Here is a 15,882-nt window from a genome sequence, read left to right on the forward strand (position 1 = left end):
CCCTTCCGGACTCGGTTATTGTCAGCTATTTATCCGGAGCAGAAGGGCTTTACTGTAACGGATAAATTTTACCATTCCTGATCTCACCTTTTTTAACTAATTCTCCGTCATCATCATATTGCTCAACGAGTCCTTCAAAAACACCGTTGCTCATTGTTCCCTGCATATAAATACCGTTATTGGACGTATTGTGATAGCGTTTGAACGGACCATAAAGATACCCGTCACGAACACCCATTTCATTTTCTAAATTTCCGTTGGAATAATAACTTCGGATAATACCGTTACCTTTACAATTCCTTAATGGAAGAAACATTTTTAAATTTCCGTTATCATAATAAGTGTAAAGATAACGGTCGATGCATCCGTTGTTTATCCATGTTTTATATCTCAGATTACCGTTTTTGTAGTGAACATACGCGCCATTCTCTGTGTCGTCAGGAACATCGAACACGGGGATCTCTGAGCCTTCAAGAGCATAAAGGTTATCAAATGATATTCCGTTATCCTGTGTGACATAGGATGTTCCGCAGGCAGCGAGAAGAAATAAAGAACTGAACATAAAAAACCGGATTGTATTCATAGAAACCCCATGAATTAAAAGCTTTTATTCAGATGATTAATACACGAAAAGAGTAACAGTTAAATACAGGAAATCTGTATTTAACTGTTAATGAAATATTACTACAGACGATAGATGCCATCTATTTCTGCTACCCACCATAAGCCATTGGCATCTTTAATGAGATCGATACTGGAGCTTTTCTCAAACCATTCAGTCGGACTATGACGGGTAACGTAAGGTAAATCAATATCATAGTAATAATTACGGGAGGTGTCATTATTGCTTTTCTTAATATTTGTGATTTTTAAATTTTTGTAACCACCACCATTTTTAATATATTTACCTATATTCTCGACAGCAATAAAAATCATTTTTGTATCTTCGTCTTCATTTATTTCAGCAAGCTCCTTTGGGGAGAGTATCTTTTTTATCGTACCCGGGTTACCTGAATAAAAAGCTTCTATATAGGCGTTAGCAACCGCATCCGGAGACGTCTGGTCCACTTTTTTTCCGAAATTAGGTAATGATGCACAAGCCGATAAAAAGAACATAAAAATAAGTACAGAAGTAATTTTTAATGATTTCATGCTATTAATTTCCTTATATAATTTATTTATTACCATATTCTTTTAAAATACGGCAACCATCCGCATTACCGCTCCGGCAAGATAATTCTGACCAAAAATAGCCTTCCGTATTGCTTTGTTTGACTCCGGCGCCTTCATAATACAAATAACCAAGCATTGCCTGAGCAAGGGTTTCGTTTTGATCGGCCGCCATCCGGATATATTTTGCACCCTGTTCATAGTCAGGCGTAACACCCAGTCCATCGACGTACATCATGCCCAAATTACGTTGTCCGTATCTGAAACCCTGATTTGCAGATTGCGTATACAGTTTAAGTGCTTTCGCATAATCCTGTTTAACACCACGTCCTTTTTCATATAATAAAGCAAGATTAAACTGAGCATTAGCATCACCCTGATTAACAGATTTCTGATACCACTGTGCCGCTTTTACATAATCACGAGCTACACCAATCCCCTGATTATAGAGCCAGCCCATATTTCGCTGTCCGACAGCATCACCTTGTAATGCCGATTTTTCATACCAATACCGGGCCTGCTGATAATCCTGAGCAACACCTTCACCATTTTCATAAAAATAACCGATTCGGGTTTGTGCTGTAGAATCGCCCTGACGCGCATCTTCAATTTCATCATCAAAAGCGGCTAATACGCCAGTGCTCATCGACATGCCAAAAATAAAAGGAATAAATATTACCCACGAATAACGATCGGTTTTCATAACGTATCATTCCTGAAAAAGGTTGCCTGTAAGCTGAACTATCATCATATTAAAAATCTCGGCACTACATAATTTACTATATAGCACGACGGTTATTTATAAAAACATAATTACTCTGAATAATGATGTGACAGGATTATTAATAGTAACTAACCAGAAAAATGCGGTATTAACACGTAAAAAACAGATGTTTTCACATGAATTTTATATTTACTTAATTATCATTCTCACAATATTCTGCTTTGAAACTAAAATATAAATAATCTCATCTGACTGATATATATCATTATATAAATAACAACGCATACTAAAGTGTCTGTTTTATTTTTTATTTTATCATCTGACCGGGAAAACGCTGAAAATGACATCCTTCCATTACAGTAAAACTCCCGGTTTCACGAGCCAGCTATGCTTTTAAGATACGAATAAATAAGCCTTGTCGGTGGTGAACAACTGGCGGCAGTAGTTTCCCAAGCCAGAAAGGGCACTTGTCTGGTGTGCCCGTAGTATGGTGATTACAGCGATTTAGTTGCGTGAACTGTTACGTTAGCAGGTAGCGGCTTCGGACACCGGATGATTTAACAACAGGAGTCTTTGTATTGGCGCTATTGCACGGCAATCTGTATGCTTATCTTTATGCGTTACCAGAGAGAACAAATTTAATGAAAAATGTACTAATCACAGGTGGTAGCAGAGGTATAGGCAAGGCAACTGCAATGAAACTCGCCGTATCGGGACATTTTGTATTTATCAATTACAAATCTGATAACCACGCCGCGGATTCTGTAATTTCGCAAATAAAAGAACAGGGCGGACAGGCGATGGCTATCCAATGTGATATTGCCTGTGAGGATGATGTCGTCCGTATGTTTGAAATTATTAAGCAACAGAGAGGTGAACTTCATTACCTGGTTAATAACGCAGGAGTCTTATTTCAGCAGTGCACTACAGCAGAATTAACAGCAGAAAGGATAAACCGGGTGTTAAGTATCAACGTTACCGGAACATTAATTTGTTGCAGGGAATTTATCCGAAATGCCCGGATTTATGGCAATTATAAAGATAAAGGGATTGTTAATGTTTCTTCGGCTGCGGCAAGGCTGGGAGCTGCCGGAGAATATATTGATTATGCTGCATCTAAAGGTGCTATGGATACCATAACAAAAGGATTATCGCTGGAACTTGCCGCCGACGGCATAAGAGTAAACGGCGTGCGTCCCGGTTATATTTATACGCAGATGCATTCCGATGGTGGAGAACCGGGACGCGTTAACCGGGTTGCAGAACAATTACCGATGAAAAGAGGCGGAGAACCGGAAGAGATAGCAGAAATCATAATCTGGCTATTAAGCAATTCTTCTTCCTACGTCACCGGTAGCATTATCGATGCAGCAGGCGGTAGGTAATCAAGTGTGATAGCGTGGGATGTGAGCGTATTTATCATTACACTAATCGCATTTAACATAATATACATTATACGAACCAAAGTATCAAATGTAGGAATCCGATGCTTTGGCGTCTGTGATTACCCTGTTCCGATCTTGTTGAATTCCTCCTCCCTAAACCGAGCCCTCTTTTTCAATCACCAGTATCCTGGCTTCACCCACCGGATGTGCAACATGTTCACAGCCGATACCGGCATAAAAAATATCACCGGCATTTAAGATAACTTTCTTTGTTTCGCCATTCTCTTTGTAATGCATTTCTACCGTGCCATCCATGACGGCAAAAACTTCTTGTCCGTCATTAACGTGCCACTTGTATGCTTTATCTGTCCAGTGCAACCGTACTGTTGTGCCGTCAAAATTAGCGATATCTAATGCCTGCCACGCTTTGTCTGCGGTGAAGTCTTTGCTTTTGTATGTTTTCATTTTGTGATTTTTTAATTATCAATCGATTATTTAATATTTGCAGTTTTTCAAATCGGAATCAATAATTTTCCTATTCTATTTCCTGGTCGTCGAACAAAAGTAAATACCGGAAATGATCAGAACCGCACTTAACAAATGAAAACTTTGCAGTGCGTCATTTAAAAATATCACGCCAAAAAAAACCGCCGCTCAGTGGGATAAGATGAGAAAAAATTTCGCCTCTGGTTGCACCTATTGTTAATATCCCCTTGTTCCATAACAGGTAAGATAGCCATGACGGAAAAATAACTAAATAAGCAAGCCCGGCCAGAAAGAATAATGAAATATAATGACCAGCATCTATAGCATTATAATCAGAAGCAGAGCCTGATGTGTACAGATGATATATTAAAATTGGCAATAAAATAAGGCTACCTATCACTGAACTCACTGCGACAAAGGCATTACCGTTAACAGTACGGGGTTTTAATCTCAGGAATGCACAATATAATGCCCAACTGACAGCAGAGCAAATTGCCCATAAATCACCTTTATTTAGGTTGTCAGTCACACTATTCAAGTCTAAATTACCTCTGAATACCAGATAGATAACACCTAATGTACTGAGAAATACGCCAAAATAATTCCGTTTGTTTATTTTCTCTTTAAAAACAACGGCATTGATAAGTAATACAATAGATGGTGTGGCTGACATATAAATAGCGGCATTCAATGAACTGGTATATTGCAAGCCAATATACAGTGTTACCGGGAATAAAACCTGACCGCATAATGAAAGGAAAAGGATAATACCCTTTGCTTCCTTCATTGATGCCCACTGTTGTTTTACCTGTTTAAAATAAAGCGACATGAGCAATATGGCAGTCACTAACCAGCGTAATTGAGACAATATTATGGGGTCTGCATCAGAGACTAAAAGGTGGCCGATAACATAATTTCCTCCCCAAAAACAGGCTGCTAATGCTAAGAATAAGTATGGCATAAATCCTCACATTTCTGCGTAGTGTGCTCATATCTTAACTGCCACATTATTTATGTTATTGTCCCGTATCAAAAAACAACACTTACTTTAAACTAATTGTTGTATTTTTAAAATAAATCAGGAGCCATATCCTTTTTTATTCTGACAATACGATGATAATAATCAGTATACGCCGATAGATTGAATTTTATTTTCAGATTAAAAATCAATGAAATAGATTATTGTTTGTTTTATTGTTTGCAGTACTGTTTCCAGCTCGTCATACGTCAGTGAACTAATTGCAACACGAATAGCTTGCGGAATATCCCGGGTGACGGCATAAGATTCAGCGGAACTGACGGCAATATTGGCTTCCCGCAGACGGCTGATAACGGCATCGCAACGCACTCCCGCAGGTAATGGGATCCATAAAAAATAACTGCATGGATGGGCAATATAGGGAAAATCAGTAAAAATTCTGCGGACAATCTCCTGTCGGTTTTTTGCATCACGGCGTTTTCTCTGCTCCAGTTTTTCCGCATCCCCCTGCTCTAACCATTCACTGATAATCGCTGTTGTCAGTGCCGGTGTGTTCCAGGTCGTAATACGGATAATGCGCTCAAGATTGGCAATATGTTCCGGTGGTGCAACAACCAATCCCACTCGCAAGCCGCTCGCAATATTTTTAGAAAAGCCGGTCACATAGAATGTGATATCCGGAGCGAGTTCAGCCAGTGGCGGTGGTGATGTTTTTTGCAGAAATGAATATGAACCATCTTCTATCAGCCAGAATTGATATTTTCTTGCAAGGTTAATCAACGCCTTGCGGGATGCTAAATCCATCACCCAGCCCAGTGGGTTATGCAATGTCGGCATGGTGAAATAACCACGGATCTTCCGGTGTTCGCATATTTTCGCAAATGCCGTTAAATCAGGGCCGGATTCTGTAACAGGAATTGCTACTAAATCAATATGATACATTTGTGCCAGTGCCTTGAAACCAGGGTATGTCAGTGCATCTGTTGCAATAACATCCCCCGGCTGAACATGCCCAGCACAATGGTGGCAAGACCATGTTGTGCGCCGCTCACCATAACGACCGTTTCCGGATTAACGGATGAAAAACCGCGTAATCTCAGGTGTTGTGCCGCTATCATGCGTTCATGACGTCGTCCGGTGTGAGGCTGATAATGTAACAGACTGTCCAGATCACCTCTCATGGATAACTGACGCAATGAACGGCGCAGCAGTGTTTCCTGTCCTGTAATTTCCGGATAAATAAAATTAAGATCATACATTTCCGGCATGACATCCCGCTCAATACTAAATGTTGGCAACAAACTGATATCGCGCACAAATGTTCCGCGTCCTGTTTCTCCTCTGACCAATCCGAGATTGATTAATTCCTTATATATTCGTGACGCTGTCACTAATGAAATTTTCTCATCAGCGGCAAACTTTCTGTGTGCGGGTAATTTAGTCCCGGGAGGCAACTCACCACTCAGGATACGGGCTGCGATTGTATCGACGTAGCATTTATAACGTGGTGCGACCATCTGAAGTGTATCCATGACAATTTTTTGATTGTCATGATTATCAGTATTAGGCTCTGGTATCACAAGACGTTATTAACCGGAATATGATATGAATGATGAAATAAGACCCGCTTCCCGTTCGGCGCGCGGCTGGATCAACGGGTTTATTGGTGTCCTGATTTTCAGCGGCTCTTTACCCGCCACAAAAGCGGGTATTACCGGATTTGCACCTGATTTTCTGACCGTGGCACGGGCGGCAATAGCAGGTATTTTTGCACTGGTAATTTTAGTGGTTATGCGCCAGCGCCTGCCGGCTGCAAAATATGTCCCGTCATTACTGTTAGTGGCCGCCGGTGTGGTAGTTGGTTTTCCGTTGCTGACCGCCCTTGCCCTGCAATATGTCAGTTCTGCTCATTCTATTGTCTATCTCGGATTATTACCTCTGGCGACGGCATTGTTTGGTGTTTTGCGCAGCAATGAACGTCCGAAACCTGCCTTTTGGTTTTTTTCAGTCCTCGGCAGTGTATTTGTTATGGGATTTGCATTGTTTCAGGGGGGGGAAAGTACACTGACAGGTGATTTCTGTATGCTGGCGGCCGTATTACTTTGCGGGCTCGGGTATGCCGAAGGCGCAGCCCTTTCCCGTCATATCGGCAGTTGGCAGGTGATTTGCCAGGCGTTAGTTATTTCTCTGCCGGTGATGTTAATTTTGTGTATTGCATTTTGGCCGGAAACATTCCGTGGTATACCGGCGCAGGCATGGAGCGGATTAATCTATGTTGCGTTATTCAGCATGCTGATTGGTTTTTTCTTTTGGTATCGCGGGCTGGCTGAGGGCGGTATTGCCGGCGTCAGTCAGTTGCAGCTGTTACAGCCATTCTTCGGATTGGTTCTTTCTGCGTTGCTACTCAATGAAACGGTTAGTGTTGTTATGATTGCATCAACCGTTGGTGTTATTGCCTGCGTGGCAGGTTCAAAGCGATTTTCCTGACAGGTTATTATGTGGGGGATTTATTTTTTGACTGAATATTGAAAACGATGGTTAACATAAACAGTGTTATTACCAACGGCATAAACATAACCGAATCACCATAGATAACCGCCGCTATTGCGGCACCAATGGCAAGTGCCACACCGGAAATACCATCCAGTATGGCAATATTCCGGTCGCTGTCCACTGATGTAATCATCGTATCAATGCCTGCTCCGTAAAACATTTCCAGGAATGTTACACCAATGACAATTAACAGCAGCCCCGGTAATGCTGTCAGTTGAAAAAACCAGGGAACAAACAGAAGGATACAAAGTCCGGTTGCCATCAGTATCGCATTCACTATGCCCCACTTTTCTGTGAAATACCGGTAGACCGGGATCTGTCCGAGAATTATCACACCGGTGTTGAATAACATCACCGGCCCAATGAGTGATTTGTTATCTGATTGCACTAACTCCAGTGGAACAATGACTTCAAAGGTGTAGTACAGCATAGAGAAAAGAATACTGATAACTGAAATAATCGCGACATCTTTATTTACCAGATCTGAAACAGTGATAGCACTACGTGGCTGATGTGGTTTTCCGGGGCAATTTTTTAACCCGGTTGAGAATAAGATACCGATGATAAGGAACAAAATTATCATCAGAAGTGCAAAGGTAAATGTCACAGAAAAAAAGACAAACGCACTGATCATCATAGGTGAAATGGCCGCACCTGTATTATTGAGTGTCATCCGTACAGAGAAGATTTCACTCATATTTTCTGCTGTGGCTTTAATATAATATTTTGATGCAACTGAAAAAAAAAGATGTGGCAATACCGTTTGTCAGCATAACAATCAGACAAAGATAAAAGGATTGGTCATAAAATAGCAGTGACAGTGATATTAATTTAAATATCAGCGAAAAAATAATGACTTTTTTACTGTCAAACCGTACTGCTGACGGGATCACTATAAAGTAAGCCAGTGAATATGACCAAAACTTTACTGTTCCTAAATAAAGGATCTCTTTAGCACTGAGATGTGTACCGACAAGGTATAACAGTGCCAGAGGCATCAGTAACCCGGATCCCATCGCATTAAGCAAAAAACAGAGGTTAATAGACCGGTTGTTTTTTTCAAAAATGGCCCGGTATGTCCCCATCAGATAATATCCCAACGCTGGCATATTTCAGAAAAAATCGCCCTTCCGGTATCGGTAAATACAGCATGTTGTTTGACAATATCTGCTGTATTGCGTAATTTCTTCAGGCTCTCCGTAAACCGTTCGTTATACTCACGGGTACATTCACCGGTATTTTTTTTTAATAATTGCATCAAATACATAGCAAATACGGGAAAGAACAAATAGCGCATGAAAGATACCGATCATCGGCCTGTCATCATCACGTAATGGAGCGGTAAAGACATCATCGGGTGAATTCAATACCAGTTGATCCTGTGCATTCAGTATATTCAGTGCGGTATGTCCACACTCATGGGCCAGAATATCAATGTAATACGCCACAGAATGCGACGGATGAATATAGGTAAATAACATGCCCCACATATAAAAATTAGTCCCTGATCGCATAAAACGGGAGCCATCTTTTGTTTCCTGAGTCAGGTAGATCTGATGAATAAATTGATTGATCTCCTTTCCGGTATCAGGGACATAACGATAAATGACGGCAAGCGCCTCCTTAATTTTTACCGTTTCATCCGCCGCCAGTTGGTTGTCATCACAATAGCCGAAACCAAGCTGTTTATCGTCCCTGATTATCTTTAAAATTATATGTGCTGCAAATGAACAATCATCAGAACTCAGTGGTGATATTGTAAGTTGTTGCTGGCTACCTTCTCTTTTTAATTGATTAAGATAGGTTATCGCAGTTGAGTGCTCTTCGTGTTCAGCATATATACCGGCTATATAGTGGATAGCACAGGTTTCCCATGATAACGGCAATGAGGGTTGTATTTCAGGTAATTGATAAAAACTCAATAGATAATTCAGTGATGTATAAATCTCGTGTGAAAAATAGTGATAAGCCTGCTGGTGCGAATAATCAGGGAAAGTCAGATTAAACATACTATCATGCTCCATTTATTATATATAGTAACGTCCGTAAGAGGGTCATGCCTGTAATAAACAGGCATGACGTGCAACCATTATTAAATAGCGAGCATATTATTTGCTAAATGACCAACCAGATAACGGAGATTTTATCTTCAGTAACTTACTGGTATCTAATTTTTTCATTATTTTAATTCCTTATAAATAATAACAAATGGAGTTAAATTGATTATTACTGTGTTTGAATAACCAATAAATCGTAAATTAAAAACAAAAAATAAAAAAAACATTTTTTCGTGATACATGTAATTTCTTAGATGGCAGTCACAAAAAAACAATTCTTTAAATTAAAGTTAATCAGAGGTGTGTTTATTAATTAAATATTCATTAATTAATGTAGGAATTAATAATTTATTTGCTATCAGATAAAAAATACCGCCCGGCGTTATCTGCCGGGCGGTATCAATAAGAGGCTGAGTGGCTTATATCAAAGATAAAAATGTCTTTTTAAAGTCATCGATATCATGTTGTGTCGTCGCCCATGAGGTACACAGGCGTAAACAGGATTTACCAGGTTCAGCAAGCAAGGTTTCATGGAATACAAACTGTTTTTTCAGTTTTTCGGCCAGTGTCGCAGGCAGGATCACAAACACCTGATTGGATTCAGGTGGTGCCAGAAAGGTGAAACCCTGTTCTGTAAAGAATGCAGATAACTGCCCTGCCATATTATTCAGATGGCGGCCCAATGTGAAATAAAGGTCATCGGTAAACAGTGCAAGGAATTGCGCTCCAAGCAACCAGCCTTTTGCCTGTAAGCCACCCTTTTGCTTGATACTAAAGCGGAAATCGTCTTTCAGTGCCGGATTGTTAATCACCAGCGCTTCTGCGGCGATGGCTCCGATTTTAGTACCACCGATGTAAAATGCGTCTGTCAGTGCGGCAATATTTTCAATCGTGAGATCGCTCACGTCAGACATCAGACCGGATGCCAGACGTGCTCCGTCTAAATATAGCCATAAACCGTGCTCATCACAGAATTGGCGCAGCACCTGTAGCTCCGCTTTACGGTAAACCGTACCGATTTCGGTGGAGTTCGTGATATAGACCAGTTTTGGCTGCACCCAGTGCTCATCATTGTGTTGAGCAACAATCGGTTTCAGATGATCGGGTGTCAGTTTTCCGTCAGGGGAAAAGACAGTGATAACTTTGTGCCCTGTTGCTTCAATCGCGCCGGTTTCATGTGTCGCAATGTGCCCTGTGCTGACAGAGATAACCGCCTGATGCGGACGCAGAAAGTGAGAGAGAGCCGTCAGGTTTGTGATGGTGCCGCCGTTGAAAAAATGCACGTCAGCCTGAGGACGACCAATCCGCTGTTTAATCAATTCAGCCGCCCGACTGCACAGTGAATCCATTCCGTAGCCGTCGTGACGGTGCCCCGCGGTGTCAATTATTTCTTTTAAAACAGCCGGATGGGCTACTTCATTATAATCATTCTGAAAACGGTACATATATTCCTCCAATTATGTTTTCCTGAAAAATCAGGTCGTGCTTACCAACCCGATCACGCCCTCATCCAGGGTGATTTTTCCCTGAGTTTTCAGGCGCAGCAGGACTTTGTCAGCATGGCGCCGGGAGGTTCCCAGGATACTGGCGAGCATATCCCGGGGAAGACGGATTTGGTGACCACTGATTTGTGTCAGCATATAAAGTAAGTTATTTTCAATAGAATCAACGGCATTCATCAGGCGCTGCTCGCCGTTAATCAGACAACGTTTTGCCAGTTGACGATTAAGCAGCAGTGACAAGCGGTGATCCTGAGCAAGCCAGGTCAGAAATGCCGTTGCCGGCATGCGCAGAACACGACAATCTGATAATGCAATAACATCATACCGGTAGGACTGCCGGCAGATGGCTTCCATTTCACCCAGGAACTCTCCGCGATAACAAAAAGTTAATCCGACTTGCTTGCCATTTTCCGCTTGTTTATTAACGATAAATTCACCGTCCAGGATAACATAAACCGCCTGGTTAGGGTCACCCTGACAGATAAGGTTTTGTCCGTTACGGATATGCAGTGTGGTAACGGTATTTCTGATGAGATCAGGGGCATCACGGAACAAGCCGTCTGCTCCGGGCAAAAGCTCTTCTTCACTGAATTTCAGCCATAGTTCACGAAACGGGGTATCGTTTTGCATCATCGTTATTAATTGGTCGGACTGAGATATTTGTCGTGAAAATACGGTAACACGGTTAATCGTGTGTTTGAATAGATTGTGGCGGGTTATTTTTTGTTACGGTGTAACAGTCTGTATCAACCGCAGGCGTGTGTTTCCTGCGGTTGATGTATATGCAGTGAATTGTATTAATTCAGTTCATAACCATTCAGGTATTTTTGTTGTTTTGTACTCAGATTGTCCAGCGAAACGCCCATGTCTTTCAGTTTCAGCGCGGCAACATTGCGATCGATTTCATCACTGACATCATAGACTTTGGCTTCCAGGCTGTGTTTGAGCAGGTATTCAGCACTCAGTGCCTGAAGCGCAAAACTCATGTCCATAATTTCTGCCGGATGACCATCCGCACACGCGATATTGACCAGCGCACCGCGACCTAATAAATAGAGAGTGTGTCCGTTTTTCAGAGTACAGCCCTCGATATTATCACGGACTGTCGTGATAGTGTCGCTGAGCTGTTTCAGGTCAGTCAGGTTAATTTCATCTTCAAAATGACCGGTATTGCTGATTATCGCACCCTCTTTCATCAGACTGAAATGCTCCGCTGTCAGTACATCACAGCAGCCGGTGGCGGTAATAAAGATATCTCCCCGCTCTGCCGCCGCGTTCATGGTCATAACGGCAAAGCCGTCCATTTTCGCTTCCAGTGCTTTGATAGGATCAACTTCTGTCACAATGACTTCAGCACCCAATCCTTTGGCCCGCATTGCACAGCCTTTACCACACCAGCCGTAACCGGCAACGACAACCGTTTTCCCGGCAATGACCAGGTTGGTCGTGCGCATAATGCCGTCAAAAGTGGATTGCCCTGTACCGTAACGGTTATCAAACAAGTGTTTGGATTGTGCGCCGTTAATGGATAACACCGGGAAATTAAGTGCCTGATTTTTTTCACGGGCAATCGCGCGTAAAACACCGGTGGTGGTTTCTTCACAGGCGCCGATAGTGTGTTTTGCATATTCAGGATAGATACTGTGCAATTCATGAACCAGGTCGCCGCCGTCATCAATCACAATGTGCGGCTCACAGGCCAGTGTCTGTTTTACAAATTCCTGATATGCCTGCGAATCAGCCCCGTGAATAGCAAAGGTACTGATCCCGCTGACAATCAGAGCAGCGACAATATCATCTTTTGTGGACATCGGATTACTGCCGGTGACTGACACCTGTGCGCCGCCTGCCGCCAGAACCCGTGCCAGATAGGCGGTTTTGGCTTCCAGGTGAATAGAGAGCGCAATACGTTTTCCGGCAAAGGGTTGCTCTTGTATAAACCGTTGTTCCAGTGCCCGTAGCAGTGGCATGTGGGCACGGACCCAGGTGATTTTTTGCTCGCCCTGAGGGGCTAGTGAGAGATCTTTATAGATACCGGTGACCATAGCAACTCCTGTGTACGTCTTCAATAACGGGGAATTTCGTCACAGTAACGGAGTGCATTATATCTCTCCAGGGCAATTGCCCTGAAACCGGCAAAAAGGTTAACCGGATGATATTTTGTGATCAGAGCCGGGACTGAATCATGGCTATCAACCCGCAAACATCCTGCGGGACATTATCCAGCGTACTGATTTCATCGGGTGTCAGCCAGTGAAATTCCGGATGTACGGCGACATCCTCACGTAACGGTCGGCACCAGTACACCATATCAATGTGCCGGTGTTCACCGGTTTTTTTATCACGGATAAATTCTTTCAGAATGGCCATCGGCAGCGGGAGTACATCCACTTCCGGCAGTGGTGTGATGTGTTGTTGTGCCTGTGTATCCCAGCTGATTACCCGGCAATCCAGTCCGGTTTCTTCATGGATTTCGCGCAGCACCGCATCCTGTGGCTCTTCATTTTCTTCAATGTGCCCGCCCGGCGGCAGCCAGATCCCGAGCTTGGGGTGCAGATGCAACAGAAAATGCCCCCGGTTGTCACTGATAAGCCCGGATGCGGTGAAATGTTTGATAACAGATGATGTCATATTTTCTCTGTGTATTTATCTTTTAGTTAATGGTTCAGGTAATTATCGTCATGATTACCGGTAGTGTCTACGCTAATGCAAAGGAATTTTTATATAACTTAAATAATGCATATTAATAATAAATAAACTTAGCAACGATAAAATTAAAAAAAATGAAATTAGGAATTAAATAAAAATGCCATTAAATATAAAGCAATCATCGCAATGAATGTAACGAAATACTTAATGACAGCAATTAAAAACTAATAACCAACCAATCCGTTAATAACTCATGGCATTTTTATATATTAACTCATTTATAAAAATATTAACTTAATCAACTTGCTTATTACGCGCATCTTATATTATATGTTGGCATATCAACAAGACTAACTTAGTTTATATTTTTTTTCTGCCTTGTGTAAAAGGTGAGAAAACAATCTGTTAATTAATCATGTTATTGTGAGAAAGTGGAGATACGTTATGCTTCTTACACCATTTTCAGGCACTTCATCCGCCAAGGAAAATCAGGCAAATTTATCTAAATTTAATCCTGCAACCTTTGACGAGTACGCCGAACTCTATGAAAAGATGTTTTCTTGGCCGTACCGTAAGAAATTAGAGCTTCCAACGTTAGAACAATTAATGGGGGATCTCTCTGGTTTAAATGTGTTGGACTTTGGCTGCGGGCCGGGTGTAATCACGCGTTGGTTAAATGAGCTGGGAGCAAAAGGCATTATCGGACATGATATTTCTGAAGGTATGCTTAATTATGCCCGCCGACGTGAGGAAAAAGAACAGCGTGGAATTCTTTATCTTTCAAATATTGATGAAAAATACAATGAGTATTTCGATATCGTCCTTGCCGTTTATGTCATGCCCTATGCGACTCACCACAAAGACTTACTGGAAATGAGCCAAACCATGGCCAGGATATTAAAACCGGGAGGGAGATTACTCACATTACCTATTCATCCTGATTTCAATGCAAATCCAGAATATTATCGCCCCTTTGGCCTGCGTCTGATTGAAGAACAGCCCCGTATGGACGGCAGTCCGGTTCGGTTTCATATCTGTCAACCACCTTACGATATCAATATACAAGCCTATTATTGGTCACGCCAGACATTAGAAAATACGTTATATCAGGTGGGGTTTCAGACTGTGAGCTGGAAACCATTAAATGTACTGGCCAATATTCTGCCAGCATATCTTTCCCACTACGATCAATGTCCGCATGCGGCCATTATTGAATGCATTAAGGAAAAATATGTTAAGCCATTTTAGCCAACCCGTTGATCCCCGTTTATGTTCCAACATTGAACATATTGACCAGCATGAATGGGATGCTCTGGTCACTAGTCATAATTTCTTTAATAGCCACGGCTGGTTAGCTGCACTGGATTACTCTCTGGGGGAGGGAGAGGTTTTTACTTTGTACGACAGTGCCGGGTTATTGGGTGGCTGCCCACTTTGGGATGGCGAAGATCAACCCGGGTTGTTCTATCTATCAGACTACTTTCCCGGTTTGGAAGGTCCCTGGCAGCAGCCATTCTTATGGGGTGGTGCCCGCCGTTCCACACATAATGAAATCCCCTGTGTGCAAGGACGGCGGCGTGGTGCAGCATTGTCTGCCATTGCTAAAAGGTTGGCCCAATTGGCTAAACGCCGGGGATATTACGCAGCAGTTATCCCTTATATGCCACTTCGCCAGGCTGTGGAAGTTGCTCAATACTATCCTCATGCCCGGGTAGTGATGCATTCAGCAGAAGCATCTCTGACTGTACCCGAAGGTGGACTTGATTCTCAATTACGGCAACTACGACGTAATTTCCGGAATAGAGTCCGTGCAGAAATGGCTGCTTTTTCTCAGGTAGGTAACACCGTCGAATGGTGTTACCCGGACGAGCCCCTACTAAAACAAGCAGCAGAATTGATTGCTGAAAATCGAAAAAAATACGGTAGCCATCAAGGGGCTGACTGGATGAGGCGTATATTTGATGGACAAAAAAGATCTTCGATTATCAGCACAGCTATCGCTGCCGTCGCCAGGCGCGATAATCAAATAGTAGGTATAACCATTTTTTACCGTTTTGGTTACAGCCTTCATGCCCGCTATTACGGTTCAGATTATCAGACAGAAGATAAAGACTACCGTTATTTCGTTCTGAACTATTACCACTCTTTAGATTACGCAGCAAAAAATGGCATTAGTGAATGTCGGTTTTCTATTTCTGCCCTCAGAGCTAAGGCTCAACGTGGTGCAAAAATAGAGCCACTGGCAGCGCTATTGCTGTTTGACAATGCTTCTCCCCTGTCAATTAGCGAGTGTGAAGACTATAACCGCCTTTTTTATCAACGTTACAAACAGCAATACGACAGACATCTTACGTCCGACTGGACACTGCTAAACTAA

Annotated in this window: 14 protein-coding genes and 2 pseudogenes; 4 read left to right on the forward strand and 12 right to left on the reverse strand. The window is 42.3% G+C overall.

What is annotated here, in order from left to right:
- Positions 1 to 49 precede the first annotated feature (49 nt).
- The 3 genes from AYY17_RS00270 to AYY17_RS00280 all read right to left on the reverse strand — a co-directional run bounded on the left by AYY17_RS00270 (position 50) and on the right by AYY17_RS00280 (position 1,873).
- Positions 50 to 583 (reverse strand): toxin-antitoxin system YwqK family antitoxin, encoded by a 534-nt coding sequence (locus AYY17_RS00270; RefSeq protein ID WP_067420359.1) that lies wholly within the window; start codon positions 581 to 583, stop codon positions 50 to 52.
- A gap of 101 nt (positions 584 to 684) precedes the next feature.
- Positions 685 to 1,152, reverse strand: coding sequence for a DUF4878 domain-containing protein (locus AYY17_RS00275; RefSeq protein WP_067420362.1), 468 nt, complete (start codon positions 1,150 to 1,152; stop codon positions 685 to 687).
- Positions 1,153 to 1,174: 22 nt separating this feature from the next.
- The gene (locus tag AYY17_RS00280; protein ID WP_067420363.1) at positions 1,175 to 1,873 is read right to left on the reverse strand and encodes a tetratricopeptide repeat protein; all 699 of its coding nucleotides are present in this window, start codon (positions 1,871 to 1,873) and stop codon (positions 1,175 to 1,177) included.
- A gap of 662 nt (positions 1,874 to 2,535) precedes the next feature.
- Here AYY17_RS00280 and AYY17_RS00285 point away from each other — a divergent pair.
- Entirely contained in the window at positions 2,536 to 3,279 is a 744-nt protein-coding gene (locus AYY17_RS00285) for an SDR family oxidoreductase (protein WP_067421260.1), read from the forward strand.
- A gap of 153 nt (positions 3,280 to 3,432) precedes the next feature.
- On the opposite strand, the gene AYY17_RS00290 is transcribed toward AYY17_RS00285, so the two are convergent.
- From AYY17_RS00290 to AYY17_RS00300, 3 genes and pseudogenes are all read right to left on the reverse strand, one after another.
- The gene (locus tag AYY17_RS00290; RefSeq protein ID WP_067420366.1) at positions 3,433 to 3,744 is read right to left on the reverse strand and encodes a cupin domain-containing protein; all 312 of its coding nucleotides are present in this window, start codon (positions 3,742 to 3,744) and stop codon (positions 3,433 to 3,435) included.
- A 75-nt stretch (positions 3,745 to 3,819) separates the two neighbouring features.
- Positions 3,820 to 4,726 (reverse strand): annotated as a pseudogene (locus tag AYY17_RS00295) (DMT family transporter).
- Positions 4,727 to 4,924: 198 nt separating this feature from the next.
- Positions 4,925 to 6,261: pseudogene (locus AYY17_RS00300) on the reverse strand (aminotransferase-like domain-containing protein).
- Between the two features lie 88 nt (positions 6,262 to 6,349).
- Here AYY17_RS00300 and AYY17_RS00305 point away from each other — a divergent pair.
- Positions 6,350 to 7,231 (forward strand): DMT family transporter, encoded by an 882-nt coding sequence (locus AYY17_RS00305; RefSeq protein WP_067420368.1) that lies wholly within the window; start codon positions 6,350 to 6,352, stop codon positions 7,229 to 7,231.
- A gap of 7 nt (positions 7,232 to 7,238) precedes the next feature.
- Here AYY17_RS00305 and AYY17_RS00310 read toward each other — a convergent pair whose 3' ends face one another.
- The 6 genes from AYY17_RS00310 to AYY17_RS00335 form a co-directional block, all read right to left on the reverse strand.
- A complete protein-coding gene (locus AYY17_RS00310; protein WP_235845221.1) occupies positions 7,239 to 7,994 on the reverse strand; it encodes an MFS transporter in 756 nt (251 codons plus the stop codon).
- A 532-nt stretch (positions 7,995 to 8,526) separates the two neighbouring features.
- Positions 8,527 to 9,306 carry an aKG-HExxH-type peptide beta-hydroxylase gene (locus AYY17_RS00315; protein ID WP_067420370.1) on the reverse strand — a complete coding sequence of 260 codons (780 nt, stop codon included), beginning with the start codon at positions 9,304 to 9,306 and terminating at the stop codon, positions 8,527 to 8,529.
- A gap of 467 nt (positions 9,307 to 9,773) precedes the next feature.
- Entirely contained in the window at positions 9,774 to 10,799 is a 1,026-nt protein-coding gene (locus AYY17_RS00320; protein ID WP_067420372.1) for a threonine aldolase family protein, read from the reverse strand.
- 30 nt (positions 10,800 to 10,829) lie between these two features.
- Positions 10,830 to 11,489, reverse strand: coding sequence for a Crp/Fnr family transcriptional regulator (locus tag AYY17_RS00325; RefSeq protein WP_235843644.1), 660 nt, complete (start codon positions 11,487 to 11,489; stop codon positions 10,830 to 10,832).
- A gap of 164 nt (positions 11,490 to 11,653) precedes the next feature.
- Positions 11,654 to 12,901 (reverse strand): adenosylhomocysteinase, encoded by a 1,248-nt coding sequence (locus tag AYY17_RS00330; protein ID WP_067420378.1) that lies wholly within the window; start codon positions 12,899 to 12,901, stop codon positions 11,654 to 11,656.
- Positions 12,902 to 13,022: 121 nt separating this feature from the next.
- A complete protein-coding gene (locus AYY17_RS00335) occupies positions 13,023 to 13,487 on the reverse strand; it encodes an NUDIX hydrolase (protein ID WP_067420380.1) in 465 nt (154 codons plus the stop codon).
- Positions 13,488 to 13,949: 462 nt separating this feature from the next.
- Between AYY17_RS00335 and AYY17_RS00340 the strand changes: the two genes are divergently transcribed.
- Positions 13,950 to 14,753, forward strand: coding sequence for a class I SAM-dependent DNA methyltransferase (locus AYY17_RS00340; protein ID WP_067420382.1), 804 nt, complete (start codon positions 13,950 to 13,952; stop codon positions 14,751 to 14,753).
- Positions 14,737 to 15,882: a peptidogalycan biosysnthesis protein gene (locus AYY17_RS00345; RefSeq protein ID WP_067420387.1), complete on the forward strand. Its 1,146-nt coding sequence runs from the start codon at positions 14,737 to 14,739 to the stop codon at positions 15,880 to 15,882. Before AYY17_RS00340 ends, AYY17_RS00345 begins: the two co-directional genes overlap by 17 nt.

Source organism: Morganella psychrotolerans (genome assembly GCF_001676055.1).
GTDB lineage: Bacteria > Pseudomonadota > Gammaproteobacteria > Enterobacterales > Enterobacteriaceae > Morganella > Morganella psychrotolerans_B.

What these genes read in the sequence shown, in the direction of transcription:
- AYY17_RS00340 (WP_067420382.1), top strand. Translation starts at nt 13,950, where the DNA reads ATGCTTCTTACACCATTTTCAGGCACTTCATCCGCCAAGGAAAATCAG.
- AYY17_RS00320 (WP_067420372.1), bottom strand. Translation starts at nt 10,799, where the DNA reads ATGTACCGTTTTCAGAATGATTATAATGAAGTAGCCCATCCGGCTGTT.
- AYY17_RS00285 (WP_067421260.1), top strand. Translation starts at nt 2,536, where the DNA reads ATGAAAAATGTACTAATCACAGGTGGTAGCAGAGGTATAGGCAAGGCA.
- AYY17_RS00345 (WP_067420387.1), top strand. Translation starts at nt 14,737, where the DNA reads ATGTTAAGCCATTTTAGCCAACCCGTTGATCCCCGTTTATGTTCCAAC.
- AYY17_RS00310 (WP_235845221.1), bottom strand. Translation starts at nt 7,994, where the DNA reads ATGAGTGAAATCTTCTCTGTACGGATGACACTCAATAATACAGGTGCG.
- AYY17_RS00270 (WP_067420359.1), bottom strand. Translation starts at nt 583, where the DNA reads ATGAATACAATCCGGTTTTTTATGTTCAGTTCTTTATTTCTTCTCGCT.
- AYY17_RS00280 (WP_067420363.1), bottom strand. Translation starts at nt 1,873, where the DNA reads ATGAAAACCGATCGTTATTCGTGGGTAATATTTATTCCTTTTATTTTT.
- AYY17_RS00290 (WP_067420366.1), bottom strand. Translation starts at nt 3,744, where the DNA reads ATGAAAACATACAAAAGCAAAGACTTCACCGCAGACAAAGCGTGGCAG.
- AYY17_RS00335 (WP_067420380.1), bottom strand. Translation starts at nt 13,487, where the DNA reads ATGACATCATCTGTTATCAAACATTTCACCGCATCCGGGCTTATCAGT.
- AYY17_RS00305 (WP_067420368.1), top strand. Translation starts at nt 6,350, where the DNA reads ATGAATGATGAAATAAGACCCGCTTCCCGTTCGGCGCGCGGCTGGATC.
- AYY17_RS00275 (WP_067420362.1), bottom strand. Translation starts at nt 1,152, where the DNA reads ATGAAATCATTAAAAATTACTTCTGTACTTATTTTTATGTTCTTTTTA.
- AYY17_RS00330 (WP_067420378.1), bottom strand. Translation starts at nt 12,901, where the DNA reads ATGGTCACCGGTATCTATAAAGATCTCTCACTAGCCCCTCAGGGCGAG.
- AYY17_RS00325 (WP_235843644.1), bottom strand. Translation starts at nt 11,489, where the DNA reads ATGATGCAAAACGATACCCCGTTTCGTGAACTATGGCTGAAATTCAGT.
- AYY17_RS00315 (WP_067420370.1), bottom strand. Translation starts at nt 9,306, where the DNA reads ATGTTTAATCTGACTTTCCCTGATTATTCGCACCAGCAGGCTTATCAC.